Consider the following 20,183-nt stretch of genomic DNA (forward strand, 5'->3'; position numbering starts at 1 on the left):
GATTTTTCAATCCCCTCCGCGAGGAGGGTTCGCGCACCCTCTGTGGAGTGCGCTGCCATCGTACGTGACCAACGCCCGACGATGCCAGCCTATTCCCGGCGGCCGGGCCCGCCGGGCACCGCGCGGCCGGGAGGCTACACGCCGCGCTGCCTGCGCTTCGCCGCCGCGATCGCCCGGTCCGACTCCCGCCGGTCCTGCTTCTCCCGCAGCGTCTGCCGCTTGTCGTACTCCTTCTTGCCTCGCGCGAGAGCGATCTCGGCCTTCGCCCGGCCGTCCTTGAAGTAGATGGCGAGGGGCACGATCGTGTGTCCCGTCTCCTGGGACTTCGACTCCAGCTTGTCGATCTCCTCGCGGTGCAGGAGCAGCTTGCGCTTGCGGCGCGCGGAGTGGTTGGTCCAGCTGCCCTGGTGATACTCGGGGATGTGCGCGTTGTGCAGCCACGCCTCACCCCGGTCGATCTGGACGAAGCCGTCGGTCAGCGAGGTCCGGCCCTCGCGCAGCGACTTGACCTCCGTGCCCATGAGCACGAGTCCGGCCTCGTAGGTGTCGATGATCGCGTAGTCGTGCCGGGCCTTCTTGTTCTGGGCGACGATCTTGCGCTTGCCGCCCTTCTCGCCGTCCCTGGCCTTGGCGGCCCCGCCGCCCTGCTTGGGCTGGGACTCCTTGGGTACGTACATTCCCTTGCTCATAGTGCCGCCATTTTCGCACCACACAGGGGGTCCGGGTACAGCCGATTACGCGAGGCTACGACGGGTCGCCGAGGCCGGTGAGCACCGTCTCGGCCCGCTCCAGCGCGTGGGTGCCCGCCTCCAGGTCGGGAGTGATGCCCCGGCCGTCGACGGTGTGGCCCAAGGGGGTGCGGTAGTGGCCGACGGTCAGCTCGGCCACCGAGCCGTCGGGCAGGGTCGTCGGCATCTGGACGGAGCCCTTGCCGAAGGTGCGGGAGCCGATGACCACCGCCCGGCCCCGGTCCTGGAGGGCGCCGGTGAGCAGCTCGGCCGCGCTCATGGTGCCGCCGTCGACGAGGACGACCAGGGGGCGGGTGGTGTCACCGCCGGGAGCGGCGTGCAGGGCGCGCTGGGTGCCGTCGACGTCGTAGGTGGCGACCAGGCCGCCGTCCAGGAAGGCGGAGGCGGTGTCCACCGCCTCGGTGACCAGGCCACCGGAGTTCCCGCGCAGGTCCAGGACGGTCCGGCCGTCGTCCGGGGCGGTGCGCAGGGCCTCGCGGACCGCGTCGGCGGAGCCCTTGGTGAAGGCGGCGATCCTCAGGACGGTGACCCCGCCGGGCAGCCGGCGCACGGTCACGGAGTCGGTGGACAGCCGGGCCCGGTGCAGCGTCCTGGTCCACGCGCGCGTGCCGCGTTCCAGACCGAGGGTGACCGTCGTACCGGCCGGGGCGTCCTCCGCCTCCCCGCGCCGGGTGTCACCGCGCAGTAACGCGACCACCTCGGTGACCGGCCGCCCGTCGACCGCCTGGCCGTCGACGCTGCGCAGCCGGTCGCCGGTGCGGATCCCGGCGTCGGCGGCGGGCGACCCGGGCTGCACGCGCGTGACCTCGACGCGGCCGTCCGGCGTCTGCCGCGCCGACAGGCCGACGCCGGTGTAGCGGCCGTCGAGGGCGTCCTGGAACTCCTCGTACTCGTCCTCGGAGTAGACCGCTGCCCAGCGGTCCCCGCTGCGGCTGACGGCCCGTTCGGCGGCCTCCATCGGCGACTTGCCGTCGGCCATCGCCTCGGCGGCGGCCCGCTCGACGGCCTCGTGCCGGGTGGCCGGCCCCGCCGGACCGGCGGCGGTCTTCCGCGCGGAACCGTCGGGTTCGGGGAAGGAACCGGTGGCGGCGCCGGCGATCAGCACACCGGCGAAGACCAATGTCAGGGTGGCCCCGCGGCGGACGCGGCGGGGCGGACAGAACAGGTCACGGCCTGACATGGCGGCGAGTCTAGGGCAACGCGAAGGGGCCGTACGGCCGGATGACCGTACGACCCCCTTGGCATGCGTCACACCTTGAGGTACTTGCGCAGCGCGAAGAACGCCGCGAGCGACGGCATCAGCACACTGGTCGCGAGGATGAGCGGCAGCTTGGTCAACACCGCGTCCCAGCCGACGAAGTTGATGAGCGTCAGCTTGTGGGACAGCTCCATGCCGTGGTCGATGGTGAAGTACCGGCCGACCACGAGCGCCACACAGGCGAGGCCGCCGCCGATGAGCCCGGCGACCGCGGCCTCGGCGATGAACGGCGCCTGGATGTAGAAGCCCGAGGCACCGACCAGGCGCATGATCCCGGTTTCCCGCCGACGGCTGAACGCCGAGACGCGCACGGTGTTGACGATCAGCAGCAGTGCGACGATCAGCATCATCGCCATCACGCCGAGCGCGCCCCGGTTCATCAGGTTCAGCAGCTGGAAGAGGTTGTCCAGGATGCCCTTCTGGTCCTGCACCGACTGCACGCCGTCCCGCCCGTTGAACGCGGTCGCGATCACCTGGTACTTCTGCGGGTCCTTGAGCTTGATCCGGTACGACTCCTGCATCTGGTCCGGTGTGAGCGAGCCCGCCAGCGGGGAGTTGCCGAACTGCTCCTTGTAGTGCTTGTAGGCCTCGTCCTGCGATTCGTAGGTCACCTTCTCGACGACCTGCATCCGGTGGAGGTCCGCGAGGATCTGCTTCTTCTGGTCCTCGGTGACCGCGCCCTTGGCGCAGTGCACGTCGTTCTCCGCGTCGTGCTTGTTGCACAGGAAGATCGAGACGTTGACCTTGTCGTACCAGTAGCCCTTCATGGTGCTCACCTGGTCGCTCATCAGCAGCGAGCCGCCGAACAGGGCCAGGGACAGGGCGACGGAGACGATGACGGCGAAGGTCATCGTCAGGTTGCGGCGGAGACCGACACCGATCTCCGACAGGACGAACTGGGCGCGCATGGCGGGTTCTTCAGGCCTTTCGGGAACTGGGTGCTGGTGCGGTCAGTGCTGGTAGCCGTAGACGCCGCGGGCCTGGTCGCGGACGAGGCGGCCCTTCTCCAGCTCGATGACGCGCTTGCGCATCTGGTCCACGATGTTCTGGTCGTGCGTCGCCATGATGACGGTGGTGCCCGTGCGGTTGATGCGGTCGAGCAGCTTCATGATGCCGACGGAGGTCTGCGGGTCGAGGTTGCCGGTGGGCTCGTCGGCGATGAGCAGCTTCGGCCGGTTGACGAACGCGCGCGCGATGGCGACGCGCTGCTGCTCACCACCGGACAGCTCGCCCGGCCTGCGGTCCTCCTTGCCGCCGAGCCCGACGAGATCGAGCACCTGCGGAACGGACTTGCGGATCTCGCCGCGGGACTTGCCGATGACCTCCTGCGCGAAGGCCACGTTCTCCGCGACCGTCTTGTTCGGCAGCAGCCGGAAGTCCTGGAAGACCGTTCCCAGCTGGCGCCGCATCTGCGGCACCTTCCAGTTGGACAGCCGCGCGAGGTCCTTGCCCAGCACGTGCACCTGGCCGTGGCTGCATCGCTCCTCGCGGAGGACGAGCCGCAGGAAGGTGGACTTTCCGGAGCCGGAGGACCCCACGAGGAAGACGAACTCGCCCTTCTCCACCTCCAGGGAGACATCCCTGAGTGCGGGCCGGGTCTGCTTGGGGTAGACCTTGGAGACGTTGTCGAATCGGATCACGGATGCACCACGGGTCGCCGGGGGTAGATGAGCGTGACCATACGCGAACCGGGTGTGCAAGTGCAGTCGCAGGTTGAGGTTGGGCAAGACTTGTACGTTTTTGTACCGGCCGCCGCCCCGGGACCGTTCCCGACAGGCCCCGCGCACGGTCCGCGGGAACCTGGCACAGTGGAAGGGAAACGAAGGAGAGCGGGAACGCGGGGGAACGTTCTCGTCCCCGCGAACGTTGTACACGTGATGGCCTGTGCAAGGAGGGCGAGCGCATGACGTACGACCGGTTGGTGTGCGCGAACTGCGCGGCGCCCGTGAGCGAGGGCCGGTGCCCGGTGTGCCGTGCCAACCGCGAGCGTCTGCAGCAGCAGGGCTTCTTCGGGGGCCTGAACGGGCTGAACCCGATGGCGTTGATCGCGCTGCTCGCGGTGTTGATCGCCGCTGTGGCGCTGCTGGCGCACCAGACCGCGTGACCGGGTGACAAGACCCGTCCAAACGTCGTGAAAGGGCCCGGAGCGCCAAGCTCCGGGCCCTTCGCCGTGCGCCGTACGTGCGCTGTGTGACCGTGGGACTACGGTCAGGCGGCGGCGCCGCCCCGGCCGCTCACCAGACGCGGCAGGACACGGAAGCCGATACCGCCGGCGATCATCGTGGCCGCGCCGACGAGCAGGAACGCGGTCTGGCCCGCACCGGTCTCGGCGAGCTGCTTGCCACCGCCCTGGGCGGAATCGTCGGAGCCGGTCGCGGTCAGCGCCGAGGAGCCCTCGTCCTGCGGCACGCTGTTGTTGCCACCCTCGGGGCCGGTGTGGTTACCGCCGGTGCTGCTGGAGCCACCGTCGGTGGAACCGCCGCCGGTGCTGCCGGAGCCGCCGTCGGTGGAACCGCCGTCGGTGGAGCCGCCATCGGTGGAACCGCCGTCGGTGGAACCGCCGTCGGTGGAACCGGAGGAGCTGCTCCCGGACGTGCCGGAGGTGCCGGACGTGCCGGAGGTGCCGGACGTGCCGGTGCTGCCGGTCGTACCAGTGGTGCCAGTGGTGCCAGTGGTGCCAGTGGTGCCAGTGGTGCCGGTTGTACCGGTGGTGCCAGTCGTACCGGTCGTACCGGTGGTGCCAGTCGTACCGGTCGTACCGGTGGTGCCGGTCGTACCAGTGGTGCCAGTGGTACCGGTCGTCCCCGTGGTGCCGGTAGTACCGGTCTCACCGTTGGTCCCGGTCTCACCGTTGGTGCCGGTCTCACCGTTGGTCCCGGTCTCACCGTTGGTCCCGGTCTCACCGTTCGTACCGGTCTCACCGTTCGTACCGGTCCCGCCGGTAGTGGTGCAGATGGCGATCGGGCAAGGGTCGCCACCGCCGTCGGTGTTGCCGCCGTCGGCGCCGACACCGCTCACGCCGAGGCTGATCGGGCCCGCCTGGACATCGAGGTCCAGGGCGGAAGCCGCGCCCGCCGCGGTCAGCGACGCACCGGCCGCGATCACGGCGCCGGCGGCTATCCGCGCGACCCGGATCCGCGTCTTCTTCGTCATATGGTTGCTACCCCCAGTAGCTGTACGTCAATGAGGCTTCGCGTGGGGCGTGCCGTGATCGACGGAGGCAGCTGGTGACGAAGAGCGTCAACTCGATCCCCCGGTTCACATGCGCCCCTCAAGTACGCATGCCGCGCCTCACCCTTCCCATTTTTCAAAGCAACGTCAAGGGCGTTGCGGGCGCAATGTCCGGTGGGGTGGCGTTTGCGGGGAGATGAAAGCTGTGAGTGTGATGTAAAACCCAGACAAATGACAACTGCCGCCCCTCGGACGGCAGTTGTCATGTCGACAAAGTTACTTCTCCTGCTGCTTGCGCCAGCGAATCCCGGCCTCCAGGAACCCGTCGATCTCGCCGTTGAACACGGCCTCCGGGTTGCCTACCTCGTGGTCGGTGCGCAGGTCCTTGACCATCTGGTAGGGGTGCAGCACGTACGAACGCATCTGGTTGCCCCAGGAGTTGCCGCCGTCGCCCTTGAGGGCGTCCATCTTGGCCTGCTCCTCCTGCCGGCGCCGCTCCAGCAGCTTCGCCTGGAGGACGTTCATCGCGGTGGCCTTGTTCTGGATCTGCGACCGCTCGTTCTGGCAGGAGACCACGATGCCGGTGGGGAGGTGCGTGATGCGGACCGCGGAGTCGGTCGTGTTGACGCCCTGGCCGCCGGGGCCGGAGGACCGGTAGACGTCGATGCGCAGCTCGGACTCGTCGATCTCGACGTGGTCGGACTGCTCGACCACGGGGAGCACCTCGACGCCCGCGAAGGAGGTCTGCCGGCGACCCTGGTTGTCGAAGGGCGAGATGCGCACGAGTCGGTGCGTGCCCTGCTCGACGGAGAGGGTGCCGTAGGCGTACGGCGAGTGCACGGCGAAGGTGGTCGACTTGATGCCGGCCTCTTCGGCGTACGACGTCTCGATCAGCTCCGTCTTGAAGCCGCGCTGCTCGGCCCAGCGCAGGTACATGCGCTGGAGCTTCTCCGCGAAGTCGGCGGCGTCGACGCCACCGGCCTCGGCCCGGATGTTGACGAGCGCCTCACGGGCGTCGTACTCGCCGGACAGGAGGGTACGGACCTCCATCTCGTCCAGCGCCTTGCGCACGGCGACCAGCTCGGACTCGGCCTCGGCGCGGGTGTCCGGGTCGTCCTCCTCCTCGGCCATCTCGAAGAGGACCGCGAGGTCGTCGATCCTCCCGCGCAGCGTCTCCGCCTTCCTGACCTCGGCCTGGAGGTGGGAGAGCTTGCTGGTGATCTTCTGTGCCTCGTCCGGGTTGTCCCACAGGGACGGGGCCGCCGCCTGCTCCTCAAGCACGGCGATATCTGCCCTCATCGTGTCGAGGTCCAGGACGGCCTCGATCGACTCCATGGTCGAGGAGAGGGACTTCAGCTCTTCGGATACATCGACGACTGCCACGCCTTCCAGCGTAACGGCTCCGCCGAGCGGCGGGGGCCGGGCTGCACCCGCCACCCGTCCCGCCCCTGCGGGGCTCCGCCCCCGGACCCCCGGACGGGTCAGGGGGCCGACGTGGCGGGGGACGGCCGGGGCGGCTCGGAGTCGCCGTCGGCGGAGGCCCACCACGCGCCGACGCCCACGAGGGCCGCCAGCACCACCCCGGCCACTCCCAGAGTCATCCGGCGCCTGCGCACCGCGGCCCTGTGGCGGGCCGAGCCCGGGCGGGGGGCACCGGCGGCGCGGGGGGCGCGTGCGGTCCCGTGGGCCCCGCCGGCCAGTTCGTCCGGCGCCGGCACCCTCATCGACGTGTGCGTGTCGCGGTTGGAGTCCGGCTTGGCGCCGGGGACCAGCGAGACCGCGCCCCGGCGTCGTACCGGCGCGCCCTCCGGGGGAGCCGACGGGGCCGGTTCCTCCGGGTCCTCCTCGGCGAGGCCCGGGTCGTCGACGTCCAGCGGCGGCATCCCGGCCAGCAGGGGCAGCTGCTCGCGCAGCCGCGCCCCCAGCTCCGAGGCGCGCAGCCGGGACGCGGGGGCCTTGGCCAGGCACTGCACCAACAGCTGCCACAGCTCCTCGGGGATGCCGGGCAGGGGTACGACGGTCTCGGTCACGTGCCGCCGCAGCACCGCGCCGGGGTGTCCGCCGCCGAAGGGGGTGAAGCCGGCCAGCAGCTCGTACAGGACCGTCGCGAGGGCGTAGATGTCCACGGCGGCCCGGGGCGGCAGGCCCTCGACGATCTCGGGGGCCAGGTAGTCCGGCGTGCCGATGATCTTCGTGGCCCGGGTGCGCTTCGGGGAGTCGATCAGCTTGGCCACCCCGAAGTCCGTCAGCAGCGCCGGGTGGGCGCCGCCCGGCCCGAGCGGGCCCTGCATGTCGAGCAGGACGTTCTCCGGCTTGACGTCCCGGTGGACGACCCCGGCCGCGTGGGCCGCGGCCAGCGCGTCGGCGACGTCGGCGACGATCGCCACGGCCGCCTCGGGGGCGAGCCGCCGTTCCCGCTCCAGCCGGGTGCGCAGGTCGGTGCCGCGCACGAGGTCCATGACGAGCGCCAGGTCGTTGCCGTCCACCACCAGGTCGCGGACGGTGACGATGTGCGGGTGCTCCAGGCCGAGCAGCGCGGTGCGCTCCTGCACGAAGCGTCCGACGAGCTCCTGGTCGGAGGCGAGGTCCTCGCGCAGCAGCTTGATGGCGACGGGGCCGTCCGGTCCCTCGCCGAGCCACACCGTGCCGGCGCTCCCCCGCCCCAGGATCTGGTTCGCGGTGTACCGGCTGCCGATCTTCCGTGCCAAGACTGCTCCTACAGACGCGTGTTGTCGCCAAAACTACGCGTCCGGAGAGCCAACCTTCACCGCGGAGACGGAAATCACCCGGCAGATGTCGACAAATCCCTAAACCAGCGATCAGCTTCCGCTGCCGGAGGAGCCGCCGAGATCCTTGATCCAGCCGCCGACCTTGCCGACCCAGTCGCTCATCTGGTCCCAGTAGCCCTTGCCCGTGCCGATCCAGTCCTGCAACGGGGTCAGCTCCCAGACCAGCCAGCTCGCCACGACCAGGATGACGATCGTGAACAGACAGCCCTTGAGACAGCCCAGCCCGGGGATCTTCATCCGGTTGGCGCTGCGCTGCCGCGGCGCCCGGGGCTCGGGCTCGGGCCGCTGGGGCCGCGGCGGCCGCTGGGGCTGCTGGGGCTGTTGCGGCGGGGCGTACTGCTGGGGCTGCTGCTGCGGATAGCCGTAGCCGGGGTTCTGCGGCGCGCGCTGCCGGCCGCGCGGCTGCGGCTGCTGCGGGCGGGCCTGCGGGGCCGGGCGCGGCTGCTGCTGGGGCCGGGACACCTGCCGCTGGGGGCGGCGGCGCAGCGGGTCCTCGTCCGGGTCCAGGTACTGGATCTGCGTCTGCTCGTTACGGTCGCGGGCGGCCCGCAGCTGCGTCTGCCAGGGGTGCGGCTGCTCGGGCGGCTGCTGCCCCTGCTGCCCCTGCTGGCCGTACTGCCCCTGCTGGCCCGGCTGGCCCTGCGGGACCGGCGGCAGGACGGCTGTCGGGTCCGCCGCGCCCGTGTTCGGCAGGACCGCGGTGGGATCGGCGGCGCCGGCCGGGCCGCCGGTGTGCGGCAGCACGCTGGTCGCCGCATTCGGATCGTGCCCGCCGTACGCTCCCGGCGCGTTCGTCGGCAGGACCTGGGTGGGGTCGGCGGCGCCGGGCGCCCCCGGGACGGCGGCCGGGGCCGGGTCGGGCGCGAGCAGCGCGCCGACGCCCTCGGCGGCGGCGATCTGCGCGGCGTTCGCGTGCACCCCGACACCCTCGGCGACGACCCGCAGGGCCCGCGCCAGGTTCTCGGCGCCCGGCCTCTCGTCCGGGTTCTTGCGCAGGCAGCGCTCCATGACCGTCCACAGCGGGTCGGGGACGGTGGAGGGGCGGCGCGGCGCGGCGCTCAGGTGCTGGTGCAGGACCTCCAGCGCGGTGCCGCCGCCGAACGGCGGGCGGCCGGTGACCAGCTCGTACAGCAGGATGCCGGCGCCGTAGATGTCGACGGCGGAGGTCTGCGGGCGGCCCTCGGCGGACTCCGGGGCGACGTACGCGGGCGTGCCGACGAACTCGTGGGTACGGGTCAGGCCCGGGGAGTCGGCGAGGCGGGCGATGCCGAAGTCGGTCAGCATCGGGTGCATCTGGCCGTCGCCCTGCTGGAGCAGCACGTTGGCGGGCTTCAGGTCGCGGTGGACGACACCGTCGGCGTGGCTGGCGGCGAGCGCGTCGGCGATCTGGGCGGTCAGCAGGGCCGCGGCGACGGGCGTGAAGGGGCCGTTCTCGCGCAGGTAGCGGTGCAGGTCGGGACCCTCGACGAGGTCCATGACCAGGGCCAGCAGGTCGCCCTCGACGACCAGGTCGCGGACCCGGACGATGTTGGGGTGGGTGAGCCGGAGCAGCACGGACCGCTCGCGCAGGAAGCGCATCACGATGTCCGGGTCGCTCGCCAGCTCCTCCTTCAGGACCTTGATCGCGACCGTCTCCCCCGGCTGTCCGGGCACGGCCGCCTCGGCACCCGCGGTCTCCCTCTGGCGGGCACGCCAGACGGTGCCTGTGGCGCCGCGTCCGAGCGGCTCCTCAAGCAGGTACTTGCTGCCGACTGGCCGCACGTCACGCGCTCCCTGCTGGTCGCTGTTGCTTGTCTGCCTGCATTCCGTTTGTTCCGACCCACTGTAGTGCCGCCCCTGACGGCGTCAGGTGCTCGACGGGAAGACGCACGCCCCGCTCCACTGGTTGCCGAAAGCGGACGTGACCGATCTCAACTGATCGTGTGCGTCCGCTTGGTCAGGCACTTTTGGGGGCAGAGCCGACCAATCAAGATCACATGTCACCGGGTTCGGGGCGCACTGTCAGTGGCAGGTGCGAGGATGCCTCCCAGTACTGGTACTTGCCGACGTGCTCGTGTTGGGGTGGGGATGCAGATCCGGCTGACCGTCGTGGACCCGCTCGGTCCGGCACCGCAGCGGGGCCGCACCGTGAGCCGCGACGTGCTGGTCACGGCGCCCGTGGGCACGGAGCTGGCCGCGGTCGCGTCGGCGCTGGCCGGAGCGGTCACCGGCGAGGGCGGCACGGGCCGGGAGGCCGGCGGCGCGTCCGTCGTCCTGTACGCGGGCACCGAGCGGCTCGACCCCCGGCGCAGCACACTCGGCGAGCCCCCGCTGGTCGACGGCGCGGTGCTCTCGCTGGGCGCCCCCGCCGCCCCGGAGCCGCACCCCGAGCTGGACGACGCGCCGACCCGGCTGCACGTGGTCGCCGGCCCCGACGCGGGCGGGGTCCATCTGCTGCACGGCGGCCGGATCACCGTCGGCCGGTCCGTCGACGCGGACGTCCCGCTGGACGACCCCGACGTCTCCCGCCTGCACTGCGTGGTCACCGTCGGCGCGGACGGCCGCGTCTCGGTCACCGACCTCGGCTCCACGAACGGCACGACCCTGGACGGCGTGCGGGTGACGGACCGGCCGGTCCGGGTCCCCGCCGGGGGCCTGCTGCGGATCGGCGAGTCCGCGCTGCGGGTCACCGCGGCCGGGGGCCCCGGGACACGGGTGCCGACGGTGGCCGACGGGGAGGGATGCGTACGGGTCGCCGTGGGCGGGGACGATTCCGCTTTCCCGTCCGGACCGGCCGCGCCGCAGGCGCCGGAGCCCGGGACCCGGCCCCACTCCCCCGCGTCCGGCGCCCCGGCGCCCTCCGGGGGTGCCGGCTCCGAAGGGGTGCGGCACGCCTACGACGCCCATGGCTCCGCCGGCCGGAACACGGGGGCACAGGAGCAGCGGCGGGGGCCCACGGCCGTGGTGCCCGGGCAGGGCGGGGCGCCGGGCCTGGAGGGCCGGGGCGGGGCTCCCGGCCCGGCGGCCGGCGGGGACACCCACGCGGGGCGCTTCGGGGTCGGCGGTCCGGGCGGACCGCCCGTAGCCGCCGCGTACGGCAGCGAGGACCCCCGGGCGGGCGGGCGCGAGGACACCCCTCTCGGGGACGGCCCGCTCACGGACGACCCGCTCCGGGACGCCTCCCCCGACGACGGAACCCTCCGGGGCGGCGCGCTCAGGGGCGCCGACTCCCCGCAGGGCGCCCGGCGGCGCGGGCTCGGCGCCTGGGCGCGCCGGCTGGCCGGCGGGCGCGGGGAGCAGCCGGCCGGCCCCCAGGCGTACGACGGCACGCCCGCCGACGTGCCCCCCGCCCCGGCGTCCGGTGCCCCACGGCGCCCGGAGACCTGGCCGGACCCGGCCGCCCTGCTGCTGACCGCGCTGGGCCCCGGGCCCCGGCTGTGGGAGCGCGGGCCCGGACACCCCGAGGCGCTGACCGTACGGCTGGGCACGGCCGACCGGAGCACGCCGGACGGCTCGGGTCTGCTGCCGGCGGTGCCGGTGACCGCCGCGCTGCGCGAGGCGGGCGCGCTGGGCCTGGCCGGCCCGCGCCCCCGGCTGTCCGGGCTGGCCCGCGCGGTGCTGGCCCAGCTCGCCGCGCTGCACTCGCCCGACCTGCTGGAGATCGTGCTGATCAGCGCGGACCGCTCACGGCCGGTGGCGGACCGCACGGCCGAGTGGGCCTGGCTGGGCTGGCTGCCGCACGTCCGGCCGGGCCACGGCCAGGACTGCCGGCTGCTGCTGGCCTACGACCGCGAGCAGGCGGCGGCCCGCACGGAGGAGCTGCTGCGCCGGCTGGAGGACCACGCGGCGACGGGCCGCACCACGGCCCACCCCGCCCGCACCCGGGACACGGCCCCGGCAGCCACCACGGCCCCTGCGGCCCCCGCCGCCCACGCGGCTTCCGCGGCCACGGCGGCCCGCACCGACCCCCGGACCCCGGCCGGCACCCCTCACGCCACAGCCCCTCACTCCCCCGGCGCCCCCGGTGAGGCAGGCGCCCGGCGTCCCTCCTGGGCCAAGGAGGACACCGGTGTCCCCGGGTTCGCGGGGCCGTACACCGTGGTCGTCGTGGACGGCGATCCCGGGGGCGCCGCGCTGCGGGAGGGGCTCGCGCGGCTGGCGGTGGCCGGACCGCGGGCCGGGATCCACGTGGTGTGTCTCGCCGAGACGGAGTCCGCCTCGCCGGCCTCCCCGGTGACCCGCACGTACGAGGCCGCCTGCACGGTGACGCCGACGTTCCGGCACTGCGGTGCGGTGGCCCTGCTCAGCGGGGACGTCGCCGCCGCGATCCAGTTGCTGCGGGTGGCGCCCGGGGGGCCCGTCGGCCCGGGTGCGCTCGCCACGGTCGACGCCGTCTCCGCCGCCTGGGCGGAGCGGTTCGCGCGGGCGCTGGCGCCGCTGCGCCCCGACGGCCCGGCCGGCGAGCACCACGCGCGCGTGGCGACGCCGCTGCCCCGCTCGGCGCGGCTGCTGGACGAGCTGGGGCTGGCCCGGGCCACGCCGGCGTCGCTGATGGCGCGCTGGGCGGACGCGGCGGACGACACCGAGTCGCTGGGCGGGCGGGCCCGGGCGGTGCTGGGCGCCGGTCCGCGCGGCCCGGTCACCGTGGACCTCGTGGCCGACGGCCCGCACCTGCTGGTCGAGGGCCCGGCCGGCAGCGGCCGTACCGAACTGCTGCGGACCGTGGTCGCCTCGCTGGCCGCCGCCGAGCGGCCGGACCGGCTGGCCGTGGTGCTGCTCGACGGCCGGGACGGGATCGGCGCGGGCGCCGGGCGCGGCGAGGGCCTGCGCGTGTGCACCGACATACCCCATGCCACCACGCACCTGATCGCCAACGACCCGGTGCGGATGCGGGAGTTCGCCCAGTCGCTGGCCGCCGAGCTGAAGCGCCGGACGGAGCTGCTGGGCCGGACGGACTTCGTCCGGTGGCACGCCGGGCAGGCGGTGGCCGGCCGGATGGTCGCCCAGCGCGCCCCCGTCTCCGGCGACCTCGCCGCCCGGCGCGGCGCCCCGGCGCCCGGTGCCGCCTCCGGTGACATCGAGTCGCCGCCCAGCTCCACCCTGCGGCTGCGGCCGGGCGCGGCGGCCCGGCAGCGTGCCGCGGCGGCACCGCCGTTGCCCCGCCTGGTGGTGGTCGTCGACGACCTGGACGCGCTGGTCTCCCCGGCGCTCGGCTCCCCGGGCCGGCCGGCCGCCGGGTCGGTGATCCGCGCGCTGGAGGCGGTGGCCCGGGACGGCGAGCGGCTCGGGGTGCACCTGGTGGCGGCGGCCGGAACCGGCGGTCGTGCGGCGGAGTCCGAGCCGGCCCGCCGGGCCGCCCTGCGCGTCACGCTGGACGACCCGCAGCCGGGACCGGACCAGCCGGCGCCCGGCCGGGGCACGCTGGCCTACGCGGACGGACGGACCGTGGGCTTCCAGGGCGGCCGGGTGACGGGCCGTATCCCGCGTACCGCGACGCAGCGGCCCACGGTCGTCCCGCTGGACTGGCAGCGCATGGGCGACCCGCCCACCCGCCGGCCCGTGCGGGAGCTGGGCAACGGCCCGACCGACCTCGCGCTGCTGGCCAGCGCGGTGGAGCGGGCGGCCCGGGAGGTCGCGGCGGCCGAGGTGCCCTCCCTCCTCTGAGCGAGCCCGTCATCCCTGCAGGTGAACCCGCGGCTCGCGGGCGGCCCGAACGCGCCGCCCGCCGCCGGAAAACCGGGACGCATACAGCCCTGGTCACGAGCGGGTCACGATGAGCCCGTGGACACCGCAGGCGCTCTTGCCCGCCCGGAGCGGCCCGGCGTAGACCGGACCGCACGGGACAGAGTCCTGACACTCAGCACGTTCAGCACCGTCAGCACGTTCAGCACCGTCAGCACGTTCAGCGACGTTCAACGGAGAACGACGAACGGGGAAGTGATGCGCAGCAAGAGCAGCACGTTCCGGACACACAGGGCCGTCACCACACTCGCCGCACTGCTCACGGGAGCCCTCGCGCTCTCCGCGTGCTCCGGCAGTGACGACGACAAGAAGGACAACGGCGACAAGAGCAGCGGGGCCACCGGTTCCACCGTCACCCTGCCGAAGCTGAACGGCGCCCATCTGGAGGTGGCCGCCGTCTGGACCGGCGCGGAGCAGGCCAACTTCAAGAAGGTCCTCGCCGAGTTCGAGCGGCGGACCGGCGCCAAGGTCACCTTCGTCCCCGCGCAGGACCCGATCATCAACTTCCTCGGTTCCAAGATCGCGGGCGGTCAGCCGCCGGACGTCGCGCTGCTGCCGCAGCCCGGCGCCATCAGGCAGGCGGTCGACAAGGGCTGGGCCAAGCCCCTGAACGCCGGCGTCCAGGCCGAGCTGGCCAAGAACTACGCGCAGGGCTGGCAGGACATCGGCAAGGTCGGCGGCAAGCAGTACGGCGTCTACTACAAGGCCGCCAACAAGTCGCTGATCTGGTACAACGCCAAGGTTTTCGAGAACGCGGGCGCCAAGGAGCCGAAGACCTGGAAGGACCTGCTGACCTCCGCCCGGGCGGTGTACGACTCCGGGGTCACCCCCTTCTCCGTGGCCGGCGCGGACGGCTGGCCGCTGACCGACTGGTTCGAGAACGTGTACCTGTCCCAGGCGGGCCCGGAGAAGTACGACCAGCTCGCCCAGCACAGGATCAAGTGGACCGATCCGTCGGTGAAGCAGGCGCTGACCACCCTCGCCCAGATCTGGGGCAGGAAGGACTACCTGGCCGGTGGCCAGAACGGCGCGCTGCAGACGGAGTTCCCGGAGTCGGTCACCCAGACCTTCACCGGCGGCGACCAGCCGAAGTCCGCGATGGTGTACGAGGGCGACTTCGTGCAGGTGAACATCGGGGAGACCAAGGCGAAGGTGGGCACGGACGCGAAGGTGTTCCCGTTCCCCGCGGTCGGCTCCGGTGCGCCGGTGGTCTCCGGCGGTGACGCGGCGGTGATCCTGAAGGACTCCAAGGCGGCGCAGGCCCTCGCCACCTTCCTCGCCTCCCCGGACGCGGCCTCCATCCAGGCGAAGCTCGGCGGCTACCTCTCACCGAACAAGAACGTGCCGGTCTCGGCGTACCCGAACGCGGTGCAGCAGAAGATCGCCAAGGCGCTGATCGCGTCCGGCGACGACTTCCGCTTCGACATGTCGGACCAGGCCCCGCAGGCCTTCGGCGGGACGCCCGGCAAGGGCGAGTGGAAGGACCTCCAGGACTTCCTGAAGAACCCGGGTGACGTGGCGGGCGCGCAGGCGAGGCTGGAGAAGGACGCGGCGGCGGCGTACGGGAACGGAGGCTGATCCGGCCATGGCGTCGGCAGCGGCGGCCGGGGCCCCACCGGGCCCCGCCGCACCCCGCAGTCGCAAGAGCGTGACCGGTACCCGCAGGACGGTGGCAGCGCTGTTCCTGCTGCCCGCGCTGGTGCTGCTCGGCGCGCTCGTGGTCTACCCGATCGGGTACTCGCTGGTCCGCAGCTTCTACAACGCCTCCGGCGACGGTTTCGCCGGGATCGACAACTACCGCAAGCTCTTCACGGACGACGGCATCCGCACGGCGCTGAAGAACAACGTCCTGTGGGTGGTGTTCGCGCCCACCGTCTCCACCGCGCTCGGTCTGGTCTTCGCGGTGCTGACCGAACGGGTGCGCTGGGGAACGGCGTTCAAGCTGGTCGTCTTCATGCCGATGGCGATCTCGATGCTGGCCGCCGGGATCATCTTCCGGCTGGTGTACGACCAGGACCCGGACAAGGGGGTCGCGAACGCGGTGTGGGTGGGCGTGCACGACACGTTCGCGCAGTCGTCGGCGTTCCCCAAGGCGCACCCGGGCCGCGACTCGCCCCTGCGGCCGGACCGGGGAGGGTTCGTCACCGAGGCGGCCGTGCACGCCGGGCAGCCCGTCACCCTCCCCCTCGTCGGCGTCGCCCCGGACCAGTTGCCGGACGGTGCGAAGAAGGCCGTCGCCGCGAAACCGGAGCCGGGGAAGGTCACCGGTACCACCTGGCAGGACTTCACCCGTGGCAAGGGCGTCGGCAGGCTCGGCGCGCCGGACCCGTCCGAGGTGGGCTATGCGGGGATGCGGATCGAGGCGGTGAAGGACGGCAGGGTGGTCGCCTCCGCCGAGGCCTCCGCCGACGGCACCTTCACGCTGCCCGCGGCGGCCGACGGGGCACGGCTGCGGCTGCCCGCGGACAACTTCAGGGAGCCGTACAACGGGGTCGACTGGCTCGGCCCGGCGCTCGTGACGCCGTCGATCATCGGGGCGTACGTGTGGATGTGGGCGGGCTTCGCGATGGTCCTGATCGCGGCCGGGCTCGCGGGTGTGCCCCGGGAACTGCTGGAGGCGGCCCGGGTGGACGGCGCCTCCGAGTGGCAGGTGTTCCGCAAGGTCACGGTGCCGCTGCTGGCGCCGGTGCTGGCGGTCGTCGTCGTCACCCTGATGATCAACGTGCTGAAGGTGTTCGACCTGGTGTTCATCATCGCGCCGGGCTCCTCCCAGGACGACGCGAACGTGCTCGCGCTGGAGCTGTACCGCAAGGGCTTCGCGGAGGGCCAGCCGGGCATCGCCAGCGCGATCTCGGTGTTCCTGCTCCTGCTGGTGATCCCGGTGATGCTGTTCAACATCCGCAGGCTGCGGCGGGAGGTGCGGCGATGACACCGAGCGCGCGACGGATCGGCCGGGGGTCCGGGGGTCGCCCCCCGGGATGGCACAGCAACATCCGCAGGCTGCGGCGGGAGGTGCGGCGATGACACCGAGCGCGCGTCGGATCGGCCGGGGGTCCGGGGGTCGCCCCCCGGGATGGCACAGCAACATCCGCAGGCTGCGGCGGGAGGTGCGGCGATGACGGCTACCGCCGGAAGCATCGGGAAGGCCGGCCCGGTCGAGGCCGTGAAGGCCAGGCGGTCGGTCGGCTCGCGGATCGTGGAGAAGCTGGGCGGCGGGCTGGTCCGGGTGGTCCTGATCGTCGTGGGCCTGTTCTGGCTGGTGCCGACCATCGGGCTGCTCGTCTCCTCACTGCGCACCCCGCAGGACATGAGCGGCAGCGGCTGGTGGACGGTGTTCACGAAGCCGTCCCAGCTCACCGTGGACAGCTACCAGAAGCTGCTGGAGAACTCCGACATCACCAACTCCCTGGTGAACACGGTGCTGATCACGGTCCCGGCGACGATCCTGGTCGTGGTGATCGGGGCGCTCGCCGGGTACGCGTTCGCGTGGATGGAGTTCCCCGGCCGGGACTGGTGGTTCCTGGGCGTGGTGAGCCTGCTGGTGGTGCCCGTGCAGGTGGCGCTGATCCCGATCGCCGAACTGTTCGGCAAGCTCGGCCTGTTCGGGACGATCTTCGGGGTGATCCTCTTCCACACCGGGTTCGGTCTGCCGTTCGCGGTGTTCCTGCTGCGGAACTTCTTCGCGGAGATCCCGCGCGAGCTGCTGGAGGCGGCCCGGCTCGACGGTGCCGGTGAACTGCGGCTGTTCGCACGGGTGGTGATGCCGCTCGGCGGCCCGGCGATCGCGAGCCTCGGCATCTTCCAGTTCCTGTGGGTGTGGAACGACATGCTGGTGGCGCTGGTGTTCACCAAGTCGGGCACGCAGCCGATCACGGTCGCGCTGCAGACGCAGGTACGGCAGTTCGGCAACAACATCGACGTCCTGGCACCCGGGGCGTTCATCTCCATGGTGATCCCGCTGGCCGTGTTCTTCGCGTTCCAGCGGCAGTTCGTGTCCGGGGTGATGGCAGGCGCGGTCAAGTAGCCGCAGACCAAGGCGTTTTGGAGGGGCGGGCCGTCGGCGGCCCGCCCCTCGTCGTTCACCGGGTGTCCCCCGAATGCCGTACGGGCCGTAACCAAGTCACTCCACCGGCCGTTGCCGGGCAGAACGCCCGCGCCGACCGACCCATGGATGTCCCTTGCCCAGGTTCAGTGTCATTGTCCCCGCGTACAAGGTCCAGGCGTATCTCCCCGAGTGCCTGGACTCGGTGCTCTCGCAGTCGTACCCCGATCTGGAACTGATCGCCGTGGACGACTGCTCCCCCGACGCCTGCGGTGCCCTCATCGACGAGTACGCGGCCCGCGACGCCCGCGTGAAGCCCGTGCACCTGGCCGAGAACCAGGGGCTCGGCCACGCCCGGAACGCGGGGATCGCCGAGGCGAGCGGCGACTACCTCCTCTTCCTGGACAGCGACGACACGCTCACCCCGGACGCGCTGCGGGCCGTCGCCGACCGGCTCAAGGAGACCGGCGACCCGGACGTGCTGGTCTTCGACTACGCACGCACCTACTGGGACGGCCGCGAGGTGCGCAACCAGCTCGCCGCCCAGCTCACCGAGCAGGGCCCGGCGCCGTTCCGGCTGGAGGACCGGCCGGGGCTGCTGCGGGTGCTGATGGTGGCCTGGAACAAGGCGTACCGGCGGGAGTTCGTCGCGGAGCACGGCTTCCGGTTCCCGCCGGGCTACTACGAGGACACCCCCTGGACCTTCCCGGTGCTGCTGACCGCCGGTTCGCTCGCCACCCTGGACCGGGTGTGCGTGCACTACCGGCAGCGCCGGCAGGGCAGCATCCTCGGCACCACCAGTCGCAAGCACTTCGACCTGTTCGAGCAGTACGACCGGGTGTTCGCGTACGTCGATGAGCGGCCGGAACTCGCGCGATGGCGACCGGAGTTGTTCCACCGCATGGTCGACCACTACGTGACGGTGTTCACCAGGCGGGGCCGGCTGCCGCGCGGCAGCCACGGCGAGTTCCTGCGCCGGGCCCGCGCCCACTACCGCCGCTACCGGGTACCGGGGGTGCGCCTGCGGCCGCGGCACGCGCTGGTCCGCTTCGGGCTGCACCGCACCTTCCGGGCGCTCCGGCTGGCCGCGGCCGTCCGCCGGCGGTCGGCGAAGGCCGGGCTGCGGCTGGTCCGCGCCCTGCGCGCCGCCGCGCTCCGGCTGCACTACGGCATCCAGCTGCGACTGCCGCTGCGCCCGGACCGGGCGGTGTTCACCGCCGAGGAGGGGTACGGCGACCCGGCCGCGCTGGAGGAGGCTTTCCGGGCGCTCGTGCCACGGGTGGGCACGGCGTGGATCGCCCGGCCCGGACAGGAACGGGCGGTGCCGCCCGGCCCGCGCCGGCTGCGGCCCGGCACGGCCGGCTACTGGTCGGCGCTGGCCCGCTCCCGCTACCTGGTCGCGGACACGGTCTTCGAGCGGCGGCTGCGCAAGCGGCCCGGGCAGGTCTTCGTCCAGACCCAGCAGGGCACCCCGCTCGGGCACGCGGGTCTCGACCTGCTGGAGCGCCCGGCGGCGGCCCGCGGCCTGGACTTCGCGGAGCTGCTGCGGAGCGTCGACCAGTGGGACTACGTGCTGTCCGGGAACCGGCACGCCACCCTGACCTGGGAGCGGGTCCACCCGGGCGGCTACACCACGCTGGAGTACGGGCTGCCCCGCAACGACGCCCTCCAGCGGGCGACCGCGGCGGACGTGGCCCGGATCCGCTCGGCGCTGGGCGTCCCGGAGGGGGCGGTCGCGATCCTGTACGCGCCCGCCCGCCGCGACCACCGGCGCACCCAGCACCCGCTGCTCGACCTGGAGCGGGTCCTGCGCCGCCTCGGCCCGCGCTTCGTGGTCCTGGCCCGCACCCCCGCCCCCGTCCGGGGCACCCGGATCATCGACGTGTCCGGCCACCCGGACACGGCCGCGCTGTGCCTCGCCTCGGACGTCCTGCTCACCGACCACGCGCCGGTCGTGTTCGACTTCGCGGGCCTCGACCGGCCGATCGTGGTGCACACCGAGGACTGGGCGGCGTACGAGGCGGTCCGCGGCGCCTACGTCGACCTGCGGGAGGTCCCGCCGGGCGCGGTCGCGCGCAGCGAGGACGAGCTGATCGACATCTTCGCCACCGGTCACTGGTGCGGTTCGCGCTCGGCGCAGCTGCGGGCGGCGTTCCGGGAGCGGTTCTGCCCGTGGGACGACGGGCGGGCCGCGGAACGGGTCGTACGGCGGCTGGTGCTGGGCGAGAGCGAACCGGTCCCGGTGGTGCCGCTCACGGACCGCTCCCCGGCGCCGGCGGCCTGTGTGCGGCCCCCGCTGGCCACCGTGCCGCAACCTTCCGGTCCCCTCCCCGTCACCGAGAGCCACTGAACACCGTTGGTCCTTCCGGGAGTTCCCATGCCCCTCGGCTCGACGCGGCCCACCCCGAGCCGGCCGTCCACCTGGCGTCCGGCGGGACGGCCCGGCCGCGTCC

General features: G+C 73.0%; 14 protein-coding genes. 6 read left to right on the top strand and 8 right to left on the bottom strand.

Features of this window, described 5'->3' with window-relative positions:
• Positions 1–134: 134 nt before the first annotated feature.
• The 4 genes from smpB to ftsE form a co-directional block, all read right to left on the bottom strand.
• Entirely contained in the window at positions 135–677 is a 543-nt protein-coding gene (gene smpB, locus ACZ7N4_RS05815) for an SsrA-binding protein SmpB (protein ID WP_153535457.1), read from the bottom strand.
• A gap of 67 nt (positions 678–744) precedes the next feature.
• Positions 745–1,929: a S41 family peptidase gene (locus tag ACZ7N4_RS05820; protein WP_471354163.1), complete on the bottom strand. Its 1,185-nt coding sequence runs from the start codon at positions 1,927–1,929 to the stop codon at positions 745–747.
• A gap of 68 nt (positions 1,930–1,997) precedes the next feature.
• Entirely contained in the window at positions 1,998–2,915 is a 918-nt protein-coding gene (gene ftsX, locus ACZ7N4_RS05825) for a permease-like cell division protein FtsX (RefSeq protein ID WP_467929731.1), read from the bottom strand.
• 42 nt (positions 2,916–2,957) lie between these two features.
• Entirely contained in the window at positions 2,958–3,647 is a 690-nt protein-coding gene (ftsE, locus tag ACZ7N4_RS05830) for a cell division ATP-binding protein FtsE (protein WP_020940379.1), read from the bottom strand.
• A 263-nt stretch (positions 3,648–3,910) separates the two neighbouring features.
• Here ftsE and ACZ7N4_RS05835 point away from each other — a divergent pair, with 263 nt between their 5' ends.
• Positions 3,911–4,111, top strand: coding sequence for a hypothetical protein (locus tag ACZ7N4_RS05835; RefSeq protein WP_471354166.1), 201 nt, complete (start codon positions 3,911–3,913; stop codon positions 4,109–4,111).
• A gap of 104 nt (positions 4,112–4,215) precedes the next feature.
• On the opposite strand, the gene ACZ7N4_RS05840 is transcribed toward ACZ7N4_RS05835, so the two are convergent.
• The 4 genes from ACZ7N4_RS05840 to ACZ7N4_RS05855 form a co-directional block, all read right to left on the bottom strand.
• Positions 4,216–5,160, bottom strand: a complete 945-nt coding sequence (locus ACZ7N4_RS05840; RefSeq protein WP_471354168.1) for a hypothetical protein — start codon at positions 5,158–5,160, stop codon at positions 4,216–4,218.
• A 294-nt stretch (positions 5,161–5,454) separates the two neighbouring features.
• On the bottom strand, positions 5,455–6,561 hold the full coding sequence (gene prfB / locus ACZ7N4_RS05845) for a peptide chain release factor 2 (protein WP_471354170.1): 1,107 nt from the start codon (positions 6,559–6,561) through the stop codon (positions 5,455–5,457).
• Between the two features lie 98 nt (positions 6,562–6,659).
• On the bottom strand, positions 6,660–7,886 hold the full coding sequence (locus ACZ7N4_RS05850) for a serine/threonine-protein kinase (protein ID WP_471354171.1): 1,227 nt from the start codon (positions 7,884–7,886) through the stop codon (positions 6,660–6,662).
• A 111-nt stretch (positions 7,887–7,997) separates the two neighbouring features.
• On the bottom strand, positions 7,998–9,728 hold the full coding sequence (locus ACZ7N4_RS05855; RefSeq protein ID WP_471354173.1) for a serine/threonine-protein kinase: 1,731 nt from the start codon (positions 9,726–9,728) through the stop codon (positions 7,998–8,000).
• A 306-nt stretch (positions 9,729–10,034) separates the two neighbouring features.
• Here ACZ7N4_RS05855 and ACZ7N4_RS05860 point away from each other — a divergent pair, with 306 nt between their 5' ends.
• From ACZ7N4_RS05860 to ACZ7N4_RS05880, 5 genes are all read left to right on the top strand, one after another.
• The gene (locus ACZ7N4_RS05860) at positions 10,035–13,610 is read left to right on the top strand and encodes an FHA domain-containing protein (RefSeq protein WP_471354280.1); all 3,576 of its coding nucleotides are present in this window, start codon (positions 10,035–10,037) and stop codon (positions 13,608–13,610) included.
• A 276-nt stretch (positions 13,611–13,886) separates the two neighbouring features.
• Positions 13,887–15,266, top strand: a complete 1,380-nt coding sequence (locus ACZ7N4_RS05865) for an ABC transporter substrate-binding protein (protein ID WP_471354175.1) — start codon at positions 13,887–13,889, stop codon at positions 15,264–15,266.
• Positions 15,267–15,273: 7 nt separating this feature from the next.
• Positions 15,274–16,617 carry a carbohydrate ABC transporter permease gene (locus ACZ7N4_RS05870; protein WP_471354177.1) on the top strand — a complete coding sequence of 448 codons (1,344 nt, stop codon included), beginning with the start codon at positions 15,274–15,276 and terminating at the stop codon, positions 16,615–16,617.
• Positions 16,618–16,803: 186 nt separating this feature from the next.
• Positions 16,804–17,712: a carbohydrate ABC transporter permease gene (locus ACZ7N4_RS05875; RefSeq protein WP_471354179.1), complete on the top strand. Its 909-nt coding sequence runs from the start codon at positions 16,804–16,806 to the stop codon at positions 17,710–17,712.
• Between the two features lie 154 nt (positions 17,713–17,866).
• On the top strand, positions 17,867–20,080 hold the full coding sequence (locus ACZ7N4_RS05880) for a bifunctional glycosyltransferase/CDP-glycerol:glycerophosphate glycerophosphotransferase (protein WP_471354181.1): 2,214 nt from the start codon (positions 17,867–17,869) through the stop codon (positions 20,078–20,080).
• The last annotated feature ends 103 nt before the right edge of the window (positions 20,081–20,183 follow it).

This window comes from Streptomyces sp. NPDC107654 (assembly GCF_055639035.1).

Excerpts from the sequence above, each read along its gene's own strand:
- ACZ7N4_RS05835 (WP_471354166.1), top strand. The coding sequence starts at position 3,911 with ATGACGTACGACCGGTTGGTGTGCGCGAACTGCGCGGCGCCCGTGAGC.
- ACZ7N4_RS05870 (WP_471354177.1), top strand. The coding sequence starts at position 15,274 with ATGGCGTCGGCAGCGGCGGCCGGGGCCCCACCGGGCCCCGCCGCACCC.
- smpB (WP_153535457.1), bottom strand. The coding sequence starts at position 677 with ATGTACGTACCCAAGGAGTCCCAGCCCAAGCAGGGCGGCGGGGCCGCC.
- ACZ7N4_RS05840 (WP_471354168.1), bottom strand. The coding sequence starts at position 5,160 with ATGACGAAGAAGACGCGGATCCGGGTCGCGCGGATAGCCGCCGGCGCC.
- ACZ7N4_RS05875 (WP_471354179.1), top strand. The coding sequence starts at position 16,804 with ATGACGGCTACCGCCGGAAGCATCGGGAAGGCCGGCCCGGTCGAGGCC.
- ACZ7N4_RS05865 (WP_471354175.1), top strand. The coding sequence starts at position 13,887 with ATGCGCAGCAAGAGCAGCACGTTCCGGACACACAGGGCCGTCACCACA.
- ftsX (WP_467929731.1), bottom strand. The coding sequence starts at position 2,915 with ATGCGCGCCCAGTTCGTCCTGTCGGAGATCGGTGTCGGTCTCCGCCGC.
- ACZ7N4_RS05820 (WP_471354163.1), bottom strand. The coding sequence starts at position 1,929 with ATGTCAGGCCGTGACCTGTTCTGTCCGCCCCGCCGCGTCCGCCGCGGG.
- ACZ7N4_RS05860 (WP_471354280.1), top strand. The coding sequence starts at position 10,035 with ATGCAGATCCGGCTGACCGTCGTGGACCCGCTCGGTCCGGCACCGCAG.